We start from the raw sequence: 14,278 nt of genomic DNA, 5'->3' as shown, positions 1-14,278 counted from the left end.
CCGGTCCACAAGCTATATCCAACTGCTGACCGCTGACTGCGATGTGATGGCCGCGGGCACCGGGGTCGACGGGGCTGGAACCGAGGGTAACGACGCCACCGGGGTGGGTCGGTAACCGTGTCGCTGCGCTCGCTTCTGAAAAAGGAGTTCCACTGGAGCAAGCACAACGCACTCGCGCTGGCCTTCGTGTTGCTCCTCCTGCCCGCCTTCTTCGCCTCGACCAGCGTCGTCTTCGGCACGGTCGTCCCGCGGGACGCGCCGGTCGCGGTCACGCCCGAAAGCGAGGAGGTCACCGACCAGGAACTGTCGATCATCACCGGTGCCTTCGAACCCTTCTCCGACCCGAAGCGGGTCGACTCGCCCGAGGAAGCCGAACGGATGCTCCGCCGGGAGTCCGTCTACGCCATCGTCCAGGTCCCCCCCGACATCACCGACCCCGACAACGACAACGCCACGTTCGTCCTCACTGTCGACGGTAGCATCACGCCCTTCGAGCGGCCCTCGCAGGCGATCCGCGCGATCATGGCCCGCGCGCTCAACGACGCGCCCTTCCTCGAGGCGGACATCTCGGTCCGCCGGGAGGTCGTCGGCACGGAGAACTCCCTCTCCGAGTATCTCGTCCCCTCCTTCCTGATGGCGATCATCATGCTCTTTGCGTTCACCTACGTCCCCTACAACCTCGCCAAGGAGAGTAACGTCCTCGACCGGATCCGCGCGGAGTCCTCGCTGGAGACGCTGGTGCTCTCGAAGCTGATCTATTTCAGCGTGCTGATGCTCGTCCCCATCCTCGTCTTCCAGGGCGCCGCGGCGTATTTCGACTACGCGACGACGGCCCTCTCCGTCGGGACCGTGCTGACACTGCTGTTGACTTTCTTCTATCTCGCGGCGATCAGCACGGCCGTGATGGTCCTGCTCCGGTTCGGGACGCTCGGCCGGTTCGTCAACGTCGTCATCCTGCTGGGGATCACCGCCTTCTCCGGGCTCGCCTTCCCCGTGGGCTACCTCTCGCCGGTCCGGAAGGCGATCATCCGCGCGGACCCGGTCCACTACTCCACCATCATGACCCGCAGCTTCATGCTCAAAGACGCCGAGCTGTCGCTGTTTGCCGACTGGCTGCTCGCGCTTGCGGGCTTTGCCCTCCTGACGCTCGCCTGCGTGAAACTCAGCGCGATGTACTACCGGAGGACCACATGATCGAACTCGACGGCGTCCGCAAGGAGTACGGCGACGTCGTGGCCGTCCGGGACGTTTCGCTGTCGGTCGGGGGCGGCCAGTTCCACTGTCTCGTCGGCCCCAACGGGTCGGGCAAGACCACCGTCTTCCGGCTGCTGCTCGGGCTCGCGCGGCCGACCGCCGGCACGCTGTCGGTCCCCGACGCGGTCGGCTGTGGCTTCCAGCGGCCGAACTTCTACCCGGACCTCACTGTCCGGGAGAACCTGACGGTCTTCGCCAGCCTCGTCGGCTCGCCCGGCCGGGAGTGGCGCGAGACCGTCGTCGACGAACTCCGGCTGCGGCGGGCGATGGACCGGCCGGCCCACGACCTCTCCGGCGGATTCGCGCGCAAGCTCGACCTCGCACTCGCCTTGCTCAAGCGGCCGGATTACCTACTGCTCGACGAGCCGCTAGCGGCGCTGGATGACGTCTCCAAGGAGCGGCTGCTCGACTTTCTCTCCGCCTACGCCGGCGACGCGACCGTCCTCGTCTCGACTCACCACGTCGGGGACTTCGAGCCCTACACCGACCGCCTGACGGTCATGCACGAGGGGCGGGTCGTCCTCGACGCCCGCCCCGAGGAGCTCGACCTCGACGGCCACGACTCGCTGCAGGCGTACTACGTCGCGCTGGTCCGACAACACGAGCGGGCTGCTGGCGGGGCCGGCGGCACGGCCGGACAGCAGCCAGGACGGAGTGACGCCGACCGGGATACCGGGTCCTCCAGACACGAGTGACTGCCCGGTCGCGATGCGGGTCTCGACCCGCCGGCGCGCGTGACAAACGTTTTGCCGGCCCTCGCCGGATCCCGACCATGGGATTCGACAAGACGAACTACGAGGAGGTCGAGCCGTTCGCCCCCGGGATGCACTTCCTCCGGGAGGACCTGAACTGCGAGAACCTCGGGGTCACTGTCCTCGATGCCGCCGAGGGCTGGACGGGCAAGGAACACGACCACACCGGCGACGGTCAGGAGGAGGTCTATCTGCTGCTCGACGGCTCCGGGCAGATCACCGTCGACGGCGAGGAGACCGCGCTGGAGCCCGGTGACGCCGTCCGCGTCGACGCCGAGTCGACCCGCCAGCTGTACTTCGAGGAGGCGAGCCAGATGGTCATCGTCGGTGCGGACTGACGGTGGGGATGGGATTTGAACTCGATGGCGAGACTCGCTGTGTTCGTCTCGCGTAGTTCAAATCCCACGTCACGTTCGGCGCGGCGCGTTGATGCGCCGCGCACTCACGGTGTCCTGCCGAGTAAGGCGAGGCAGGGCTCGTCAGACGACTGCAGGGAGTCTGACGGTGGGGATGGGATTTGAACCCATGAGTCCTCTCGGACACCTGCTCTCAAGGCAGGCGCGTTAGGCCGCTCCGCCACCCCACCGCACGCGGGCCTACCGTCCGCGCGGTCTAAGAGTTGTCGGACTCGCGACTCACCGTCAGCGTCTCCCCCCCGGCCTCGACCGCACGCAGCCCCAGGTCCTCGATAACTCCGACCGTCCGCCCGGGAACCAGTCGCTCGGCTCGCACGCGGGCAGTCGCGTACGCCACCGCGTCCGCGAGGTCCGCGGACGTCTCCACCACCGGCTGTCGCGGCAGGAAGTCGACCGACAGTCCGGCGTCGCGTGCCCGCATTGCCAGCGTCTCCACCGCCGGCGCGGCGAAGGCGTCCGTGAAGTCGATCGGCTCGGTAAAGCCCGCCAGCGCGACGCGGCCGCCCCACGCGGGTGCGAGCGCGACCTCCTCGGTCCGCAGCGACATCCCCAGCCCGCCGACGTGGTCCCGCCGGAGGAAGGGCGCGGCGGGGGTCGTCACGGCGACCTGCCGCTCACCCTCCTCCTCCAGCAGGTGAGTGACCGTGTTGCCGACCCGCCCGGCGAAGGTCTCGCCGACCTGGACCTCGTATCGGGCCTCGGCGGGCTCCTCGAGCTCGTCGGCCAGCGCATCCCGCAACGCCCGCTCGGGCTCGTCGACCGGCGCCCGGTCGGCCGGCGGATAGTTGACGAGCAGGTCCGCGCCGCCGGCCTGGACCGTCCGGCAGACGTCGACCAGCATCGCCTCGTAGAGCCGTGCCGCCTCCGCTTCCGAGAGTGGGGTCCCTGCGGCGAGCCCGGGCGACGCGACGCCGGGCGCCGGCGGGTCCGCAAGCACGACGATGGTCGTCATGCTCACCCGTCGGCCCACGACGGTCTTGGCGCTTGCGCTCTGCAGACGAGCGGCTATCGCCACGACCGCTCAGGTCAGGAACTCGACGGCGTCGGCGGCGGTCGCGGCCGGGGCCTCTTCCATCGGGATGTGCCCGACGCCCTCGTAGGTCCGGAGCCTCCCGTCGGGGATCTCGCCGGCCAGCTTCTCCCCCAGCGAGAGCGGGAGCCAGGTGTCTCGCTCCCCCCACTGTACGAGGGTCGGACAGGTGACTTCGGCCGGGTCGACGTCGGCGGGCGAGGCCGCCCGCAGCAGGGAGAGGACCGCCCGCCGGTTCCCCGTACGCCGGAGCAGGTCGTGGTACCGGCGGACGTCCCCGCGCTCGAGCTTCGAGGGGTCGCCGTAGGCGTCCCGGAGGATCTCCCGGAAGGCCGCCCGCGGTGTGAGATACCGCGGCACGACGCTGACTCCCGGCTGGACGAGGAACTCGGCCCCGTCGGGGACGACCTGCCGGCCGACCGAATCCAGCAGGAGCAGCCGGTCGACCAGCCCGGGGTGCTCGGCGGCGACCCGCCAGGCGACCCCGCCACCCATCGAGTTGCCCGCAAGCGCCACCTCGCCGAGGTCGAGTCGCCTGCAGAACGCCTCCAGGACGTCGACGTAGTAGGGCATGTCGTAGGTCCCGGCGGTGGTGGGGCCGGTCAGGCCGAAGCCGGGCAGGTCCATCCGGACGACGCGGACCCGGTCGGTCAGCGCCTCGACCCAGTCGTCCCAGGTGTGAAGCGAGGAGTACATCCCGTGGAGGGCGACCAGCGTGGGTCCGTCACGTGGCCCCTCGTCGCGGTAGTGGACGCGGGCGCCGTCCACGTCGACGAACCGGGAGGCACCGTTCGCGTACCGCCGCTCCAGGTAGCCACTCGGCAGGTCCGGCTGAAAGGGCGCCACCTCGGCGTACCCGTCGAATGCGAGCTGCCCTGCCGCTCGACTCAGACTCAGCGTCGGTTCGAACATCGGTATCGGGGACTCCGGTCGGGGGAGTTTCCGTCAGCAACACGTCCGACCGGTTCGTCGTCGTTCGCGTCCTGCACACACCGTGTAAGCGGTAAGACAGCCTTAGCGTTTCGGGTCGGCGGACACGCTCCGGGAAGCCGCGTCGCGTCACCCGTCGATAGTGTCGGCTTTCGTGTCAGCGTCGTCGGGGTCGTCGACCGGGCTCTCCGGGTGGTAGTCGGTGTCGTACTCGCCGGGGCGGTCGTCGAGGCGGTCGGGGTTGATCCGCCCGCCCAGCAGCATGAAATCCAGGACCGTGAGCCGGAGCATCGCCTCCACGACCGGGACGGCCCGGGGCATCAGGACGGGGTCGTGGCGGCCGACGACCTGGATCTCCTTGCGCTCACCGGTCTCCCAGTCGACAGTCTCCTGGGTCGAGGGGATCGAGGTCGGCGCGTGCCAGGTCACCTCGCCGTAGATGGGTTCGCCGGTGGTGATACCCCCCTGGAGACCGCCGTGGTCGTTGCCCTCCGGGACCGGGTCGCCGGCCTCGCTGACGACCTCCTCGCGGGAGCCGTCGTCGAACTCCCAGTCCTCGTTGCGCTCGGTGCCACGCATCGTGCGGGCGTCCCGACCCTTCCCGAACTGGAAGGCAGTCGTCGCCGGGACCGAGAACATCGCCTGCCCGAGCCGCGCGGGAAACGAGTCGAAGCGGGGCGCGCCGAGCCCCCGGGGGACGCCGCGACACTCGAAGTAGACCGAGCCGCCGATAGAGTCACCCTCTTTCTGGTACTGGTCGATGGCCTCGCGCATCCGTTCGGCGGTCTCGGGGTGGGCACACCGCACCTCGTTGTCCTCGGTGTGTTCGAGCATCTCCTCGAAGCTCACCTCGGGAGCCTCGATGTCGCCGACCTGGTTGACATGGGCCTTGACTCGAATGTCGTAGTCCGACTGGTCGAGGACCTGCTTGGCGACCGCGCCGGCGGCCACCCAGTTGACCGTCTCGCGGGCCGAGGAGCGCCCGCCCCCGCCCCAGTTGCGCGTGCCGAACTTCGCGGAGTAGGTGAAGTCGCCGTGTGAGGGCCGGGGTGCCGTGACGAAGGGTTCGTACTTGCCCGAGCGGGCGTCCTTGTTCTGGATGACCATCCCCAGCGGCGTGCCGGTCGTGTAGCCGTCCTGTAGCCCGGACTTGATCGAGACCTCGTCGGGTTCGCCACGGGAGGTGGTGATCATCGACTGGCCGGGCTTGCGACGGTCCAGTTCTGCCTGGATCTCCGCCTCGTTCAGTTCGACCCCGGCGGGACAGCCCGAGACCGTACAGCCCATCGCCTCCCCGTGGGACTCCCCGAAGGTGGTCACCTGGAAGAGCCGCCCGAAGCGGTTGCCGTTCATTGCACCCACGTCGTGGATCCCGACACTTAGCCTTTGCAGTGTCTCCGCCGCGACGGGCGTCCAGCCGCGGGTCAGGTCGCCAGCAGCGCGATGGCCAGCACCGCGAAGCCGACCCCGGCCACGTCACGCAGCCCGAGCGACTCGCCGAGCACGGCCACGCCGAGCAGGGCCGCGACGACGAAGTACAGCGCGCTGACGGTCGTGACGACCGCCGAGTTCCCCTCCGCCAGGCCGGCGTAGAAGGCGACCGCACCGGCGCCGGCGAACACGCCGGCCAGCCCGGCGAAGGCCACACCTCGCCCGGGCAGGGAGGGTGCCCCACGCGAGATGACCACGTAGCCGAGCGCGAGCGCGGCGCCGGTCGTGTAGGAGACGACCATCGCGGCCTCGGGGGCCAGCGACCGCGTCGCCAGCGTCGCGAACAGGGTCCAGACGCCCCAGCAGACCATCGCACCCAGCGCGAGCACCAGTCCGGTCGGGAGCATACCGCTCCGTCGCGACCCGGCGAGGTAGTGGTTCCGGTCTCCGCGGGCCCGGGCGTAAGGGATGGCTACGCCGGCTTGTGTAGCGAATACTGAAGACGAGTCTCGGGGATCGGTGACTCACTGTGTTAACAACTCACAACCGGGGCGGTGGCGGGACCGGAGGTCGGGAGCGGGCGACCGGAGGGCGGTCGCGATGAGCGGCGACCTGTCGGACCCCGACCCGTCACAGGGGGACGGCCGGGGGGACTCCGAACGCCTCCGGGTGCTCTTTCTGGACGTGACTGGAACGGAGGAGGTCGTCGAGACGCAGGCCCGGGAGACGACACGCCGGGAGGTACCGCCCGACTGGACTGACTCGGAACAGGTCTCGGAGTACGTGACCGAGATGGCCGTGGCCGACGGGCTCGCGGACACCTTCGGCGACCCGACCGACGCCCTGAGCGAGTGACTCCGCCTGCCGCCCGCCGCGGGCCGGCTCGGGGAGACGAAGTCACAACGATAATACACGAGGAGCGGCAATCCCAAGGATATGGTTTCGACAGGCGACACCGCCCCCGCGTTCACCGCACCGCTCGCCAACGGCGACGTCGAGGAGTTCGACCTCGAGGAGAGCCTCGACGAAGCGCCGCTGGTCCTCGCGTTCTTTCCGGGCGCCTTCACCAGCGTCTGCAGCCACGAGATGAACACCTTCCAGGACCGCCTGGAGGAGTTTCAGGAGGCCGGCGGCTCCGTCTACGGCGTCAGCGTCGACTCCCCGTTCGCGCTCAACGAGTTCCGCGACAAGCTCGATTTGACCTTCGACCTCGTGAGCGACGCCGACAAGGACGTCATCGAGGCCTACGACGCGTCGATGGACTTCGAGGCACTGGGTGTCCACGACGTCGCGAAGCGCGCGGTGTTCGTCGTCGACGGCGACGGGACGGTCACCTACGCGTGGGTGAGCGACGACCCGGGTGTCGAGCCCGACTACGACGAGGTCCTCGAGGCCGTCCACGAGGCGTGAGTTTTTGACCTGGGCCGTCGTCGGTCCGGTATGGTCGACGAGACGAGCGGGGACTCGCCCGAATCCTGGGCGTTCGACCCCGACGGCGAGCATCCGTTCCCCGACGAACGACTCCAGGAGGTAATGGCCGTCGTCGACGACGACGCCGAGGTCCGGGCGTATCTGGAGGCCCAGAACGTCAACCCCGTCAAGCGCAAGCGGTACAACGACCACGGCACCAAACACATCGAGATCGTCCGGAACCGGGCGCTGACGCTCTACAGCCTGCTCAAGGCCGGCGGCGTCGACTTTAATGGCGCGGCCGACCACGGCCTGGAGGAAGCCGACGAGCCGGTGATCGTCGCACTCGCGGCCGTCCTCCACGACATCGGCCACGTCGTCCACCGCGACGACCACCCCTACTACTCGATCCCGCTCGCGGCCGACATCCTCGACCGCCTGCTGCCGCAGTTCTACGACACCGAGCCGGCGGTCCGGATGAAAGGCGAGGTGCTCCACGCCATCCTCTGTCACCACACCGAGGAGGACCCGCTGACGATGGAGGCGGGCGTCGTCCGGGTCGCGGACGCGCTGGACATGGAGTACGGCAGGTCGCGGATCCCCTACGAGCGGGGCGGACGGGGGATCAACACCGTCTCGAGCCAGGCGATCCAGAACGTGACTCTCTCCCCCGGGAACGGCGCTCCGGTCCTCGTGGAGATCGAGATGACCAACGCCGCCGGCGTCTACCAGGTCGACAACCTCCTGAAAGCGAAACTCCAGGACTCCGGGCTCGAGGACCTTGTCCGGATCGTCGCGGTCAACACCCACGAGGCGAGCGACAACATCGTCGAGCGGGTCGAGCTCGACTGACGCGGACCGGGGCGCCGTGACCCGCCGGTCCAAACTGTTTAATACGTTGACATCCAACTGTCATCGGCACTCGCATGCACACCGACGAGCAGCACGAGCCCTCCGACAGCACCCCCGATCCGGAAGACGGCGGCGGGCTCCGCGTACGCCTCCGGGCGTTTCTCGCCGGTGCGGCCGCCTGGCTCCGGGATGCGCTGGGCGCCGACTCGCTGTCGGGCCCGGCTGGTGACTGGGATGCCGGCCGGAGCGGTCGGCCCCCGGGACGCGACGCGAGGGGAGACGCGTCGCCCCCGGAAGCCGCGGCCGGGACCGGCGAACTCACTGCCTCCCGGACGGACGGACACCTGCGTGTCTCCGACGGCGACGGGGCGTACATCGAGTCGGACACCTGGGAGGAGGTCGAGCGGTAACCGCCGCTTGCCGCTACAGCTCGCCGTCGCGGGCGCGCTCGCGGATGTCGGCCGCCTGCTCGCGTATCGCCGCCAGGTCCTCGCCCTTGTCGTCGAGGTGGCTGTAGACCAGCCCCATCCGGTGGTTCGACCGGAGCCGGTCCTCGTTGCGGTCCAGGAAGTCCCAGTAGAGCGCGTTGAACGGGCAGGCCCCCTCGCCGGTGGTCTTGGTCTTGTAGTAGGGACAGCCCGAACAGTAGTCGCTCATCCGGTCGATGTAGTTCGCCGAGGAGGCGTAGGGTTTGGTGGCGAAGACACCGGCGCCGAACAGCCCCATCTCGACGACGTTGGGGGTCGTGACCCAGTGAAAGGCGTCGACGTAGGCGGCGTGGAACCACTCGTTCAGTTGTGCGGGCTCGACGCCGTAGACGAGGGCGAAATTCGAGAGGACCATCAGGCGCTCGATGTGGTGTGAGTAGCCCCGCTGCCTGACTCCCTCGACGACGTCAGAGAGACAGGCCATGTCGGTGTCGCCGGTCCAGTAGAGGTCGGGCAGGTCCTCGCCGGCGCCGAGCTGATTGGCCGTCGCCAGGCCGGGCATCTCCCGGCGGTAGACGTGTCTGAGAAACTCCCGCCAGCCGAGCACCTGCCGGACGAAGCCCTCGACGCAGTGCAGCGGCGCATCCCTCTCCCGGTAGGCGGCGACGGCGCGCTCGACGACCTCCCGCGGGTGGAGCAGACCGAGGTTCAGCGACGTCGAGAGGAGGCTGTGACACAGTGCCCACTCCGCCTCGAGCATGGCGTCCTGGTAGTCGCCGAACTCCGGCAGCCGGTAGGTGACGAAGTCGTCGAGCGCCCGGCAGGCTTCCCGGCGGGTGACCGGCCAGCGGAACTCCCCGGGGTCGGCCCACGCCCCACCGTAGGGCGGCTCGTCGTACCCGCCGGCGAACTGCTCCTCGACCAATTCGGCCACCTCCCGGGTGAGTGCGTCGGGCTCGAAGGCTGGCGGCTCCGGAGGATTCCAGCCTTCGGGTGGTGTCTCGCGGTTCTGGTCGTCGTAGTTCCACTCCCCGCCGACAGGGTCGCCGTCCTCCATCAGGTAGCCCGTCCGGCGGCGCATGAACCGGTAGAAGTCCTCGTGGCGCAGGCGCCCGTCGCCGGCCCAGCCGTCGAAGCTCCCGGCGTCACACAGAAACAGGTCGTTTTCCACGAACTCGATGTCGCCGCCGGCAGCCCCGGCTGCCTCGCGCAGCCCCGCGGACGCGCCGTGGCTCGGCGGCTCCATTGCGACCAGCGTGTCGTCGGGGTGAGCGTCGAAGTGTGCCTCGAACCCCTCGCGGAACGTTCCGACGGTGTGGTAGTCGACCGCGCGCCCGTCCGCACGCAGCCGGTCGCGGAAGTGCCGCATCGCGCTGAACACGAGCGTCAGCTTATGGGGGTGATAGGGATGCCGCCGCGCGAACTCGTGGGCCTCGACCATCAGCACGCGGTCGTCGGGCCGGTCGGTCAGCGGGCCGACCTGCCGGGTCAGCTGGTCGCCCAGCACGAGCACTGTCACGGGGACCACTCCATGGCTACGCCAGGGCCCCGACCCGAATAAATTGCCGGCGGAAAAGGTTGACAAAACTATAAGTTACTCTCGCCCCTGTTACTGTCTGCATGAGCGAAACGGAAGGCCCGGAAGAACGCATCGAAGAAACCACGAGCTGGCCGGAGCTGGCCATCGGTCTCTACGACCGACTCACCGGCCGCGGCGCGGAGATCGTCTACCAGTTCGAGGACATGGAGGTCGCGGTCCCGAGCAGGACCGGCGAGGACGCCGAGCACGCCTACTGGGAGGTCGACGGAACGGTGCGGATCACGACCAACGAGCGTGAGTGAGGGCGAGACCGGCCTCTTCGAGGCCATCCAGGCACTGGTCCGGGCCGGTCCCGCGCTCGAGATCGACGCCAACCTCTCGGTGACAGTCGACCGGACTCGGCTCGCGGTCAGCACCCAGGCAGGTCGGCTGCGCGTCCAGGTTCCGTCGGTGAGCGCCTGCGCCCGGCTCGCCCGGGGCGAGCGCGGCCGGCTGCTCGCCGCCGCAGCGCTGCTCGCGGAGGCCGGAGAGACTGCCGAGATACGGGTCGGCGACGCGGTCGTCGCGGTGGCCGGCGCCGACGCGGTGCCCGGGCCGCTCGCCCGGCGGCTCGGCCTCGGGCCCGTGGAACTCCGGCCCCGCGGGGTCGCGGCCGCCGCGCTCCGCCTGCGGTGAACGCGGGCAATGGAAAGTCCCTTTACCCGACGCGTACCCACAACCGGGTAAGCGCGGTTGGTCCAGCTGGTCAGGACAGTGGCCTTCCAAGCCACTTGCCCGGGTTCGAATCCCGGACCGCGCATGCTCTCTTCGAGCGACAGCGAGGAGTGGCATCGCCCCGGGTTCGAGCCCGGGGAGTCGCAGCCCGGACCGGCGCATCGCGCCGCAGGCGGACCGTCTCCGCTCGGTTCGGATCCCGGACCGCGCATGCGAGGGGCGACCCCAGGGAGCGCCTCGGTTGCGAGCGGGGAGCGAAGCGACCCGTGAGCACGGCGGACGACGCACGCCCCCACTCCCTGTGGACTCGCGTGTTACTCCCCGCGGACCCGCGCGTAGCAGTTCCCGCTCGCCAGCCACGTCGCCTCGACGGTCAGAGGGGACGCGGCGAGGTCGGCCTCGAACTCCGCGGGCGCGTAGATGTGGTAGAACCGCGGGACCGTCTCGCCGTTAGGGAGCGTCCAGTCGACGGTCGTGTCGAAGCCGACCGGGTCCTCGGGGCCGGCGTCGAAGCGGTCGTGGGTGGTGCTCCAGACGCTCACGAGTGCTCGCCCATCTGGCGCGAGCACGCGGGCGAGTTCGGCGAGACTCGCCCGTCGCGTCTCGCGGTCGGCCAGGTGGTGTAGCGTCGCGATGTAAAGGGCGATGTCGACGGTGTCGGCGGTGACGGGCAGGCCGCCGGCGTCCCCCTGCACGAGTTCCACCGTCTCCCCTACCCGTGACCGGGCCTCCCCGAGAAGTCCGCGGCTGGCGTCCAGCCCCAGCGCGCGGTCGACCCGCTCGGCCAGGAGTTCGGCGTTGCGGCCGTTTCCGCAGCCGACGTCCAGGCCGACCGCGCCGCTTCGCCCGTCGAGAAACTCCCGGCTTTCGGGCCAGGCGTGGTGGCGGGTCTCGGCGAAGTGGGCGGCGATCCTGTCGTACACCTCGCGCACACGCTCGGGCGAGCGGTGTTCGGAGGGCGTGTCCCCTGGCTCCTCTGCCTCGGGGTCGCCGTCGCTCACTCGCCGTAGGTCTCCGGGTACGCCTCGGCGAGCAGTTCCTCCTCGTCGGCTAGCCGCTCGCGGACCGGCGCGATGACTTCCGAGATGGCCTCGGCCGCCGCGGGCTTGAGGTCCGCCGGGTGCAGTTCCTCGCTCAGGAAGTCCGCCTCCAGCTCCCCGTAGGAGCCGTAGACGAGGTCGCCGCCGTACTCCTCGGGGCGCTCGACGACGAACTCCTCGCTGCCGCGGGCCTCGAGCACCGGGAAGACGAGATGTTCCAGGTACTCGAGGACCCCGTTGTCTTCGGCCTCCCCCATCGGACAGTAGGCGTCGTCGATCTTCTCGGCCACCGCCGCAGGGTCGTCGGTGAGGTTCACCTTCGATCCCTCCTCGGAGGCGCTCATCTTCCCGCCGGTGAGCCCGGAGAGCAGCGGCGCGAACAGACAGACCGGCTCGTGCCAGCCGTGGTCGGGGAGCAGTTCCCGGGAGAGCATGTAGATCCCCCGCTGGTCGATCCCGCCGTAGGCGATGTCCGCTTCCAGCGCCTTCACGTCGAGTGACTGCATCAGTGAGTACATCAGTCCGCCGAGGTTCGGACTCTCGCTCTCGCGGACGACCTCGCTGCCGGCGCGGCGGGCCCGCGCCACGGTCGTCTCTGCGGCCATCCGGTACATCTCCAGGGTGTACTCCTCGTCGAGCTGGAACTCCGTTCCGCGGACAAAGGAGACTGCGTCGGGGTCTGCGCCGGCCGCTTCGACCATCGCCTCGATCGCCGTCCGGTAGTACGCCGAGCGGGCGTCCAGCAGTTCGAAGGGGCTCTTCTCGTCGTCGAGGTGGGCGTGCAGGTCCGCCACGAGGACCGTGACCTCCAGTCCCGCCTCCGCGAAGTCCGCCAGCTTCCGGATCGTGGTGAAGTGGCCGATGTGCATCTCTCCGGTCGGCGCGTACCCGATGTAGACCGAGGGGGAGTCACGCTCCAGCAGGTCCGACAGCTCTTCGTCGGTGACGACCTCCTCCGTGTGGCGCGTCACGAGCGCACGCCGCTCGGCCGTGTCCATACTCCGATTCCCCGTGGCCGCCGAATAAATGGTTTGCTTGCCGCCTCGGGGCTGGTCCTGTCGACGGGCAAGACTTTTTATGCGAACGCACGACAATCCGCCGGTATGCGGGTGTCCGGGGGTGTGAGTGCGGGGCTCGGACTGGTGGTTGCGGTCTGTCTCGGTACCGGTCTGCTCGCGGCTGGCGGCGTCGTCGGGGCAGACGAGCCGCCGGTCGCCGATGCGGGGCTCGACCAGGCGGTCGAGCGGAACGCGACCGTTTACCTCGATGCCGGCGGGTCATACGACCCGGACGGCGAAGTGGCCGGCTACAACTGGTCCGTCGTCGCGCCCAACGGAACGGAATTCGAGCCCGACTGTGTCACCTGCGAGCTGACCAGCTTCCGGGCGACGCAAACCGGCCAGTACAACGTGACGGTGACCGCCACCGACGGGACCGGAATGCGGACCAGCGATACGGTCTACGTCACCGTCGAGGAGCCGGACCCACCCGAGCTCCAGCTCACCGGGCCGGAGTCGCTGTTCGTCGGGAGTGACGGAACCGCGAGCGCGGACGTGACGGCCGGCGACGATCCGGTCTCGCGGCTGGTCTGGTCGGTCGACGGGAGCGAAGTCGGAACCGAGGAACTGACCGGTTCCGGAACGCGCGAGCGGGCGCTCTCGTTCGGCGATGCCGGAACCCACACAGTGACCGCGGCCGTAACGGATGTCCTCGGTCGGACCGTGACCGACACGCACACGGTCGAGGTTGTCGAGACCTCGCCTTCCTCCGGCTCCAGTGCTCCATCGACTGCCGGCGGTGGTGGGGGCGATTCGCCGGACGCGAGCACTGACTACGTGGTAGCTAACAGCGACACTATCCGGACTTACTCCGACCTATCGGTCAACAACTACGCTGACGGCGATTCTGCGATCACTATCGCGAACACTGCAGGACCGGGGGACATTACGCTGGTGAGTGAGGAAGAAGCAGAGGACTATTTGGAACCATATAATTGGCACAACGTGAATTTGGGAGAGCTCGTGAGGGATGACTTAGTGGATGAATCGCAAGCAAACAAGATCTTCGAACGAGCACGGGAAAACAGGGACGACCATGGAAATGGTGCCGTTGGCGGGATCAACCCCTATACAAAAGATGCGACAGAAGAAGCACCCAGTCCACCGGATGGTGAAGACTCGCTAACACCTCCACCAGACGGTCCAACGAGTACATCAGACACCACTACTGGAACCGACCTCACCGGACCACCATCCTCCGAGACGGTCACGATCACCCCTGGCGGGGAGACGACGAGCTCCGGTCTCGATGAATCATCGGACTCGGCAGAGAGCGAGGCAGACTCTCCGGCCGCGGAGTCGGTTCCGGAAAGCAACTCCGGCGGCGATGCAACGGATACCCCGAGGCACGGACCAGACACCGTTACGATCATCTGATGTCCCACACAAGTAAGATGAATAAAAATAAAAGACAGCAGCAACA

Annotated in this window: 17 protein-coding genes and 2 tRNA genes; 11 read left to right on the top strand and 8 right to left on the bottom strand. The window is 68.7% G+C overall.

All coding sequences use genetic code 11. The features are described from left to right. Window positions 1-117: 117 nt before the first annotated feature. The 3 genes from GN153_RS07620 (at window position 118) to GN153_RS07610 (ending at window position 2,344) form a co-directional block, all read left to right on the top strand. Window positions 118-1,194 (top strand): ABC transporter permease, encoded by a 1,077-nt coding sequence (locus GN153_RS07620; RefSeq protein ID WP_159901379.1) that lies wholly within the window; start codon window positions 118-120, stop codon window positions 1,192-1,194. Beyond that, on the top strand, window positions 1,191-1,949 hold the full coding sequence (locus tag GN153_RS07615) for an ABC transporter ATP-binding protein (protein ID WP_159901377.1): 759 nt from the start codon (window positions 1,191-1,193) through the stop codon (window positions 1,947-1,949). The genes GN153_RS07620 and GN153_RS07615 overlap by 4 nt, the downstream gene beginning before the upstream one ends. Window positions 1,950-2,026: 77 nt before the next feature. After that, entirely contained in the window at window positions 2,027-2,344 is a 318-nt protein-coding gene (locus tag GN153_RS07610; protein WP_159901375.1) for a cupin domain-containing protein, read from the top strand. Between the two features lie 164 nt (window positions 2,345-2,508). Here the strand turns inward: GN153_RS07610 and GN153_RS07605 are convergent. From GN153_RS07605 to GN153_RS07585, 5 genes are all read right to left on the bottom strand, one after another. Further along, window positions 2,509-2,592 (bottom strand) — tRNA-Ser (locus GN153_RS07605). Window positions 2,593-2,618: 26 nt separating this feature from the next. Continuing rightward, window positions 2,619-3,374, bottom strand: a complete 756-nt coding sequence (locus tag GN153_RS07600; protein WP_159901373.1) for a hypothetical protein — start codon at window positions 3,372-3,374, stop codon at window positions 2,619-2,621. Window positions 3,375-3,443: 69 nt separating this feature from the next. Further along, window positions 3,444-4,364, bottom strand: coding sequence for an alpha/beta fold hydrolase (locus tag GN153_RS07595; protein WP_159901371.1), 921 nt, complete (start codon window positions 4,362-4,364; stop codon window positions 3,444-3,446). 147 nt (window positions 4,365-4,511) lie between these two features. Beyond that, entirely contained in the window at window positions 4,512-5,735 is a 1,224-nt protein-coding gene (gene aroC / locus GN153_RS07590) for a chorismate synthase (protein ID WP_159901369.1), read from the bottom strand. Between the two features lie 71 nt (window positions 5,736-5,806). Next, complete coding sequence (locus tag GN153_RS07585) at window positions 5,807-6,220, bottom strand: EamA family transporter (protein ID WP_159901367.1); 414 nt, start codon at window positions 6,218-6,220, stop codon at window positions 5,807-5,809. Window positions 6,221-6,413: 193 nt separating this feature from the next. Between GN153_RS07585 and GN153_RS07580 the strand changes: the two genes are divergently transcribed. From GN153_RS07580 to GN153_RS07565, 4 genes are all read left to right on the top strand, one after another. Continuing rightward, window positions 6,414-6,668, top strand: a complete 255-nt coding sequence (locus GN153_RS07580; protein ID WP_159901365.1) for a hypothetical protein — start codon at window positions 6,414-6,416, stop codon at window positions 6,666-6,668. An 81-nt stretch (window positions 6,669-6,749) separates the two neighbouring features. Then, entirely contained in the window at window positions 6,750-7,223 is a 474-nt protein-coding gene (locus tag GN153_RS07575) for a redoxin domain-containing protein (RefSeq protein ID WP_159901363.1), read from the top strand. 30 nt (window positions 7,224-7,253) lie between these two features. Further along, window positions 7,254-8,075 (top strand): HD domain-containing protein, encoded by an 822-nt coding sequence (locus GN153_RS07570; RefSeq protein WP_159901361.1) that lies wholly within the window; start codon window positions 7,254-7,256, stop codon window positions 8,073-8,075. A gap of 74 nt (window positions 8,076-8,149) precedes the next feature. Continuing rightward, on the top strand, window positions 8,150-8,485 hold the full coding sequence (locus tag GN153_RS07565) for a hypothetical protein (protein WP_159901359.1): 336 nt from the start codon (window positions 8,150-8,152) through the stop codon (window positions 8,483-8,485). A gap of 13 nt (window positions 8,486-8,498) precedes the next feature. Here GN153_RS07565 and GN153_RS07560 read toward each other — a convergent pair whose 3' ends face one another. Continuing rightward, window positions 8,499-10,022 carry a cryptochrome/photolyase family protein gene (locus GN153_RS07560; protein ID WP_159901357.1) on the bottom strand — a complete coding sequence of 508 codons (1,524 nt, stop codon included), beginning with the start codon at window positions 10,020-10,022 and terminating at the stop codon, window positions 8,499-8,501. Between the two features lie 101 nt (window positions 10,023-10,123). Here GN153_RS07560 and GN153_RS07555 point away from each other — a divergent pair, with 101 nt between their 5' ends. The 3 genes from GN153_RS07555 to GN153_RS07545 all read left to right on the top strand — a co-directional run bounded on the left by GN153_RS07555 (window position 10,124) and on the right by GN153_RS07545 (window position 10,842). Next, window positions 10,124-10,345: a hypothetical protein gene (locus GN153_RS07555; RefSeq protein ID WP_159901355.1), complete on the top strand. Its 222-nt coding sequence runs from the start codon at window positions 10,124-10,126 to the stop codon at window positions 10,343-10,345. Continuing rightward, on the top strand, window positions 10,338-10,718 hold the full coding sequence (locus GN153_RS17475; protein WP_201287864.1) for a hypothetical protein: 381 nt from the start codon (window positions 10,338-10,340) through the stop codon (window positions 10,716-10,718). Before GN153_RS07555 ends, GN153_RS17475 begins: the two co-directional genes overlap by 8 nt. 51 nt (window positions 10,719-10,769) lie before the next feature. After that, window positions 10,770-10,842 (top strand) — tRNA-Gly (locus GN153_RS07545). A 229-nt stretch (window positions 10,843-11,071) separates the two neighbouring features. Here GN153_RS07545 and GN153_RS07540 read toward each other — a convergent pair. Continuing rightward, on the bottom strand, window positions 11,072-11,758 hold the full coding sequence (locus tag GN153_RS07540) for a class I SAM-dependent methyltransferase (protein WP_159901353.1): 687 nt from the start codon (window positions 11,756-11,758) through the stop codon (window positions 11,072-11,074). Then, the gene (locus GN153_RS07535) at window positions 11,755-12,795 is read right to left on the bottom strand and encodes a tyrosine--tRNA ligase (RefSeq protein WP_159901351.1); all 1,041 of its coding nucleotides are present in this window, start codon (window positions 12,793-12,795) and stop codon (window positions 11,755-11,757) included. The genes GN153_RS07540 and GN153_RS07535 overlap by 4 nt, the downstream gene beginning before the upstream one ends. Before the next feature lie 105 nt (window positions 12,796-12,900). Here GN153_RS07535 and GN153_RS07530 point away from each other — a divergent pair, with 105 nt between their 5' ends. Further along, complete coding sequence (locus tag GN153_RS07530; RefSeq protein WP_159901349.1) at window positions 12,901-14,232, top strand: PKD domain-containing protein; 1,332 nt, start codon at window positions 12,901-12,903, stop codon at window positions 14,230-14,232. Window positions 14,233-14,278 lie beyond the last annotated feature (46 nt).

It is taken from the genome of Salinirussus salinus (assembly GCF_009831455.1).
Lineage (GTDB): Archaea > Halobacteriota > Halobacteria > Halobacteriales > Haloarculaceae > Salinirussus > Salinirussus salinus.
This window is presented reverse-complemented; position numbering and strand designations above follow the sequence as displayed.

Bases quoted from the DNA above. Each gene is read 5' to 3' on its own strand.
- GN153_RS07615 (WP_159901377.1), top strand. From the start codon at position 1,191: ATGATCGAACTCGACGGCGTCCGCAAGGAGTACGGCGACGTCGTGGCC.
- GN153_RS07610 (WP_159901375.1), top strand. From the start codon at position 2,027: ATGGGATTCGACAAGACGAACTACGAGGAGGTCGAGCCGTTCGCCCCC.
- GN153_RS07600 (WP_159901373.1), bottom strand. From the start codon at position 3,374: ATGACGACCATCGTCGTGCTTGCGGACCCGCCGGCGCCCGGCGTCGCG.
- GN153_RS07595 (WP_159901371.1), bottom strand. From the start codon at position 4,364: ATGTTCGAACCGACGCTGAGTCTGAGTCGAGCGGCAGGGCAGCTCGCA.
- aroC (WP_159901369.1), bottom strand. From the start codon at position 5,735: ATGAACGGCAACCGCTTCGGGCGGCTCTTCCAGGTGACCACCTTCGGG.
- GN153_RS07585 (WP_159901367.1), bottom strand. From the start codon at position 6,220: ATGCTCCCGACCGGACTGGTGCTCGCGCTGGGTGCGATGGTCTGCTGG.
- GN153_RS07580 (WP_159901365.1), top strand. From the start codon at position 6,414: ATGAGCGGCGACCTGTCGGACCCCGACCCGTCACAGGGGGACGGCCGG.
- GN153_RS07575 (WP_159901363.1), top strand. From the start codon at position 6,750: ATGGTTTCGACAGGCGACACCGCCCCCGCGTTCACCGCACCGCTCGCC.
- GN153_RS07570 (WP_159901361.1), top strand. From the start codon at position 7,254: ATGGTCGACGAGACGAGCGGGGACTCGCCCGAATCCTGGGCGTTCGAC.
- GN153_RS07565 (WP_159901359.1), top strand. From the start codon at position 8,150: ATGCACACCGACGAGCAGCACGAGCCCTCCGACAGCACCCCCGATCCG.
- GN153_RS07555 (WP_159901355.1), top strand. From the start codon at position 10,124: ATGAGCGAAACGGAAGGCCCGGAAGAACGCATCGAAGAAACCACGAGC.
- GN153_RS07535 (WP_159901351.1), bottom strand. From the start codon at position 12,795: ATGGACACGGCCGAGCGGCGTGCGCTCGTGACGCGCCACACGGAGGAG.
- GN153_RS07530 (WP_159901349.1), top strand. From the start codon at position 12,901: ATGCGGGTGTCCGGGGGTGTGAGTGCGGGGCTCGGACTGGTGGTTGCG.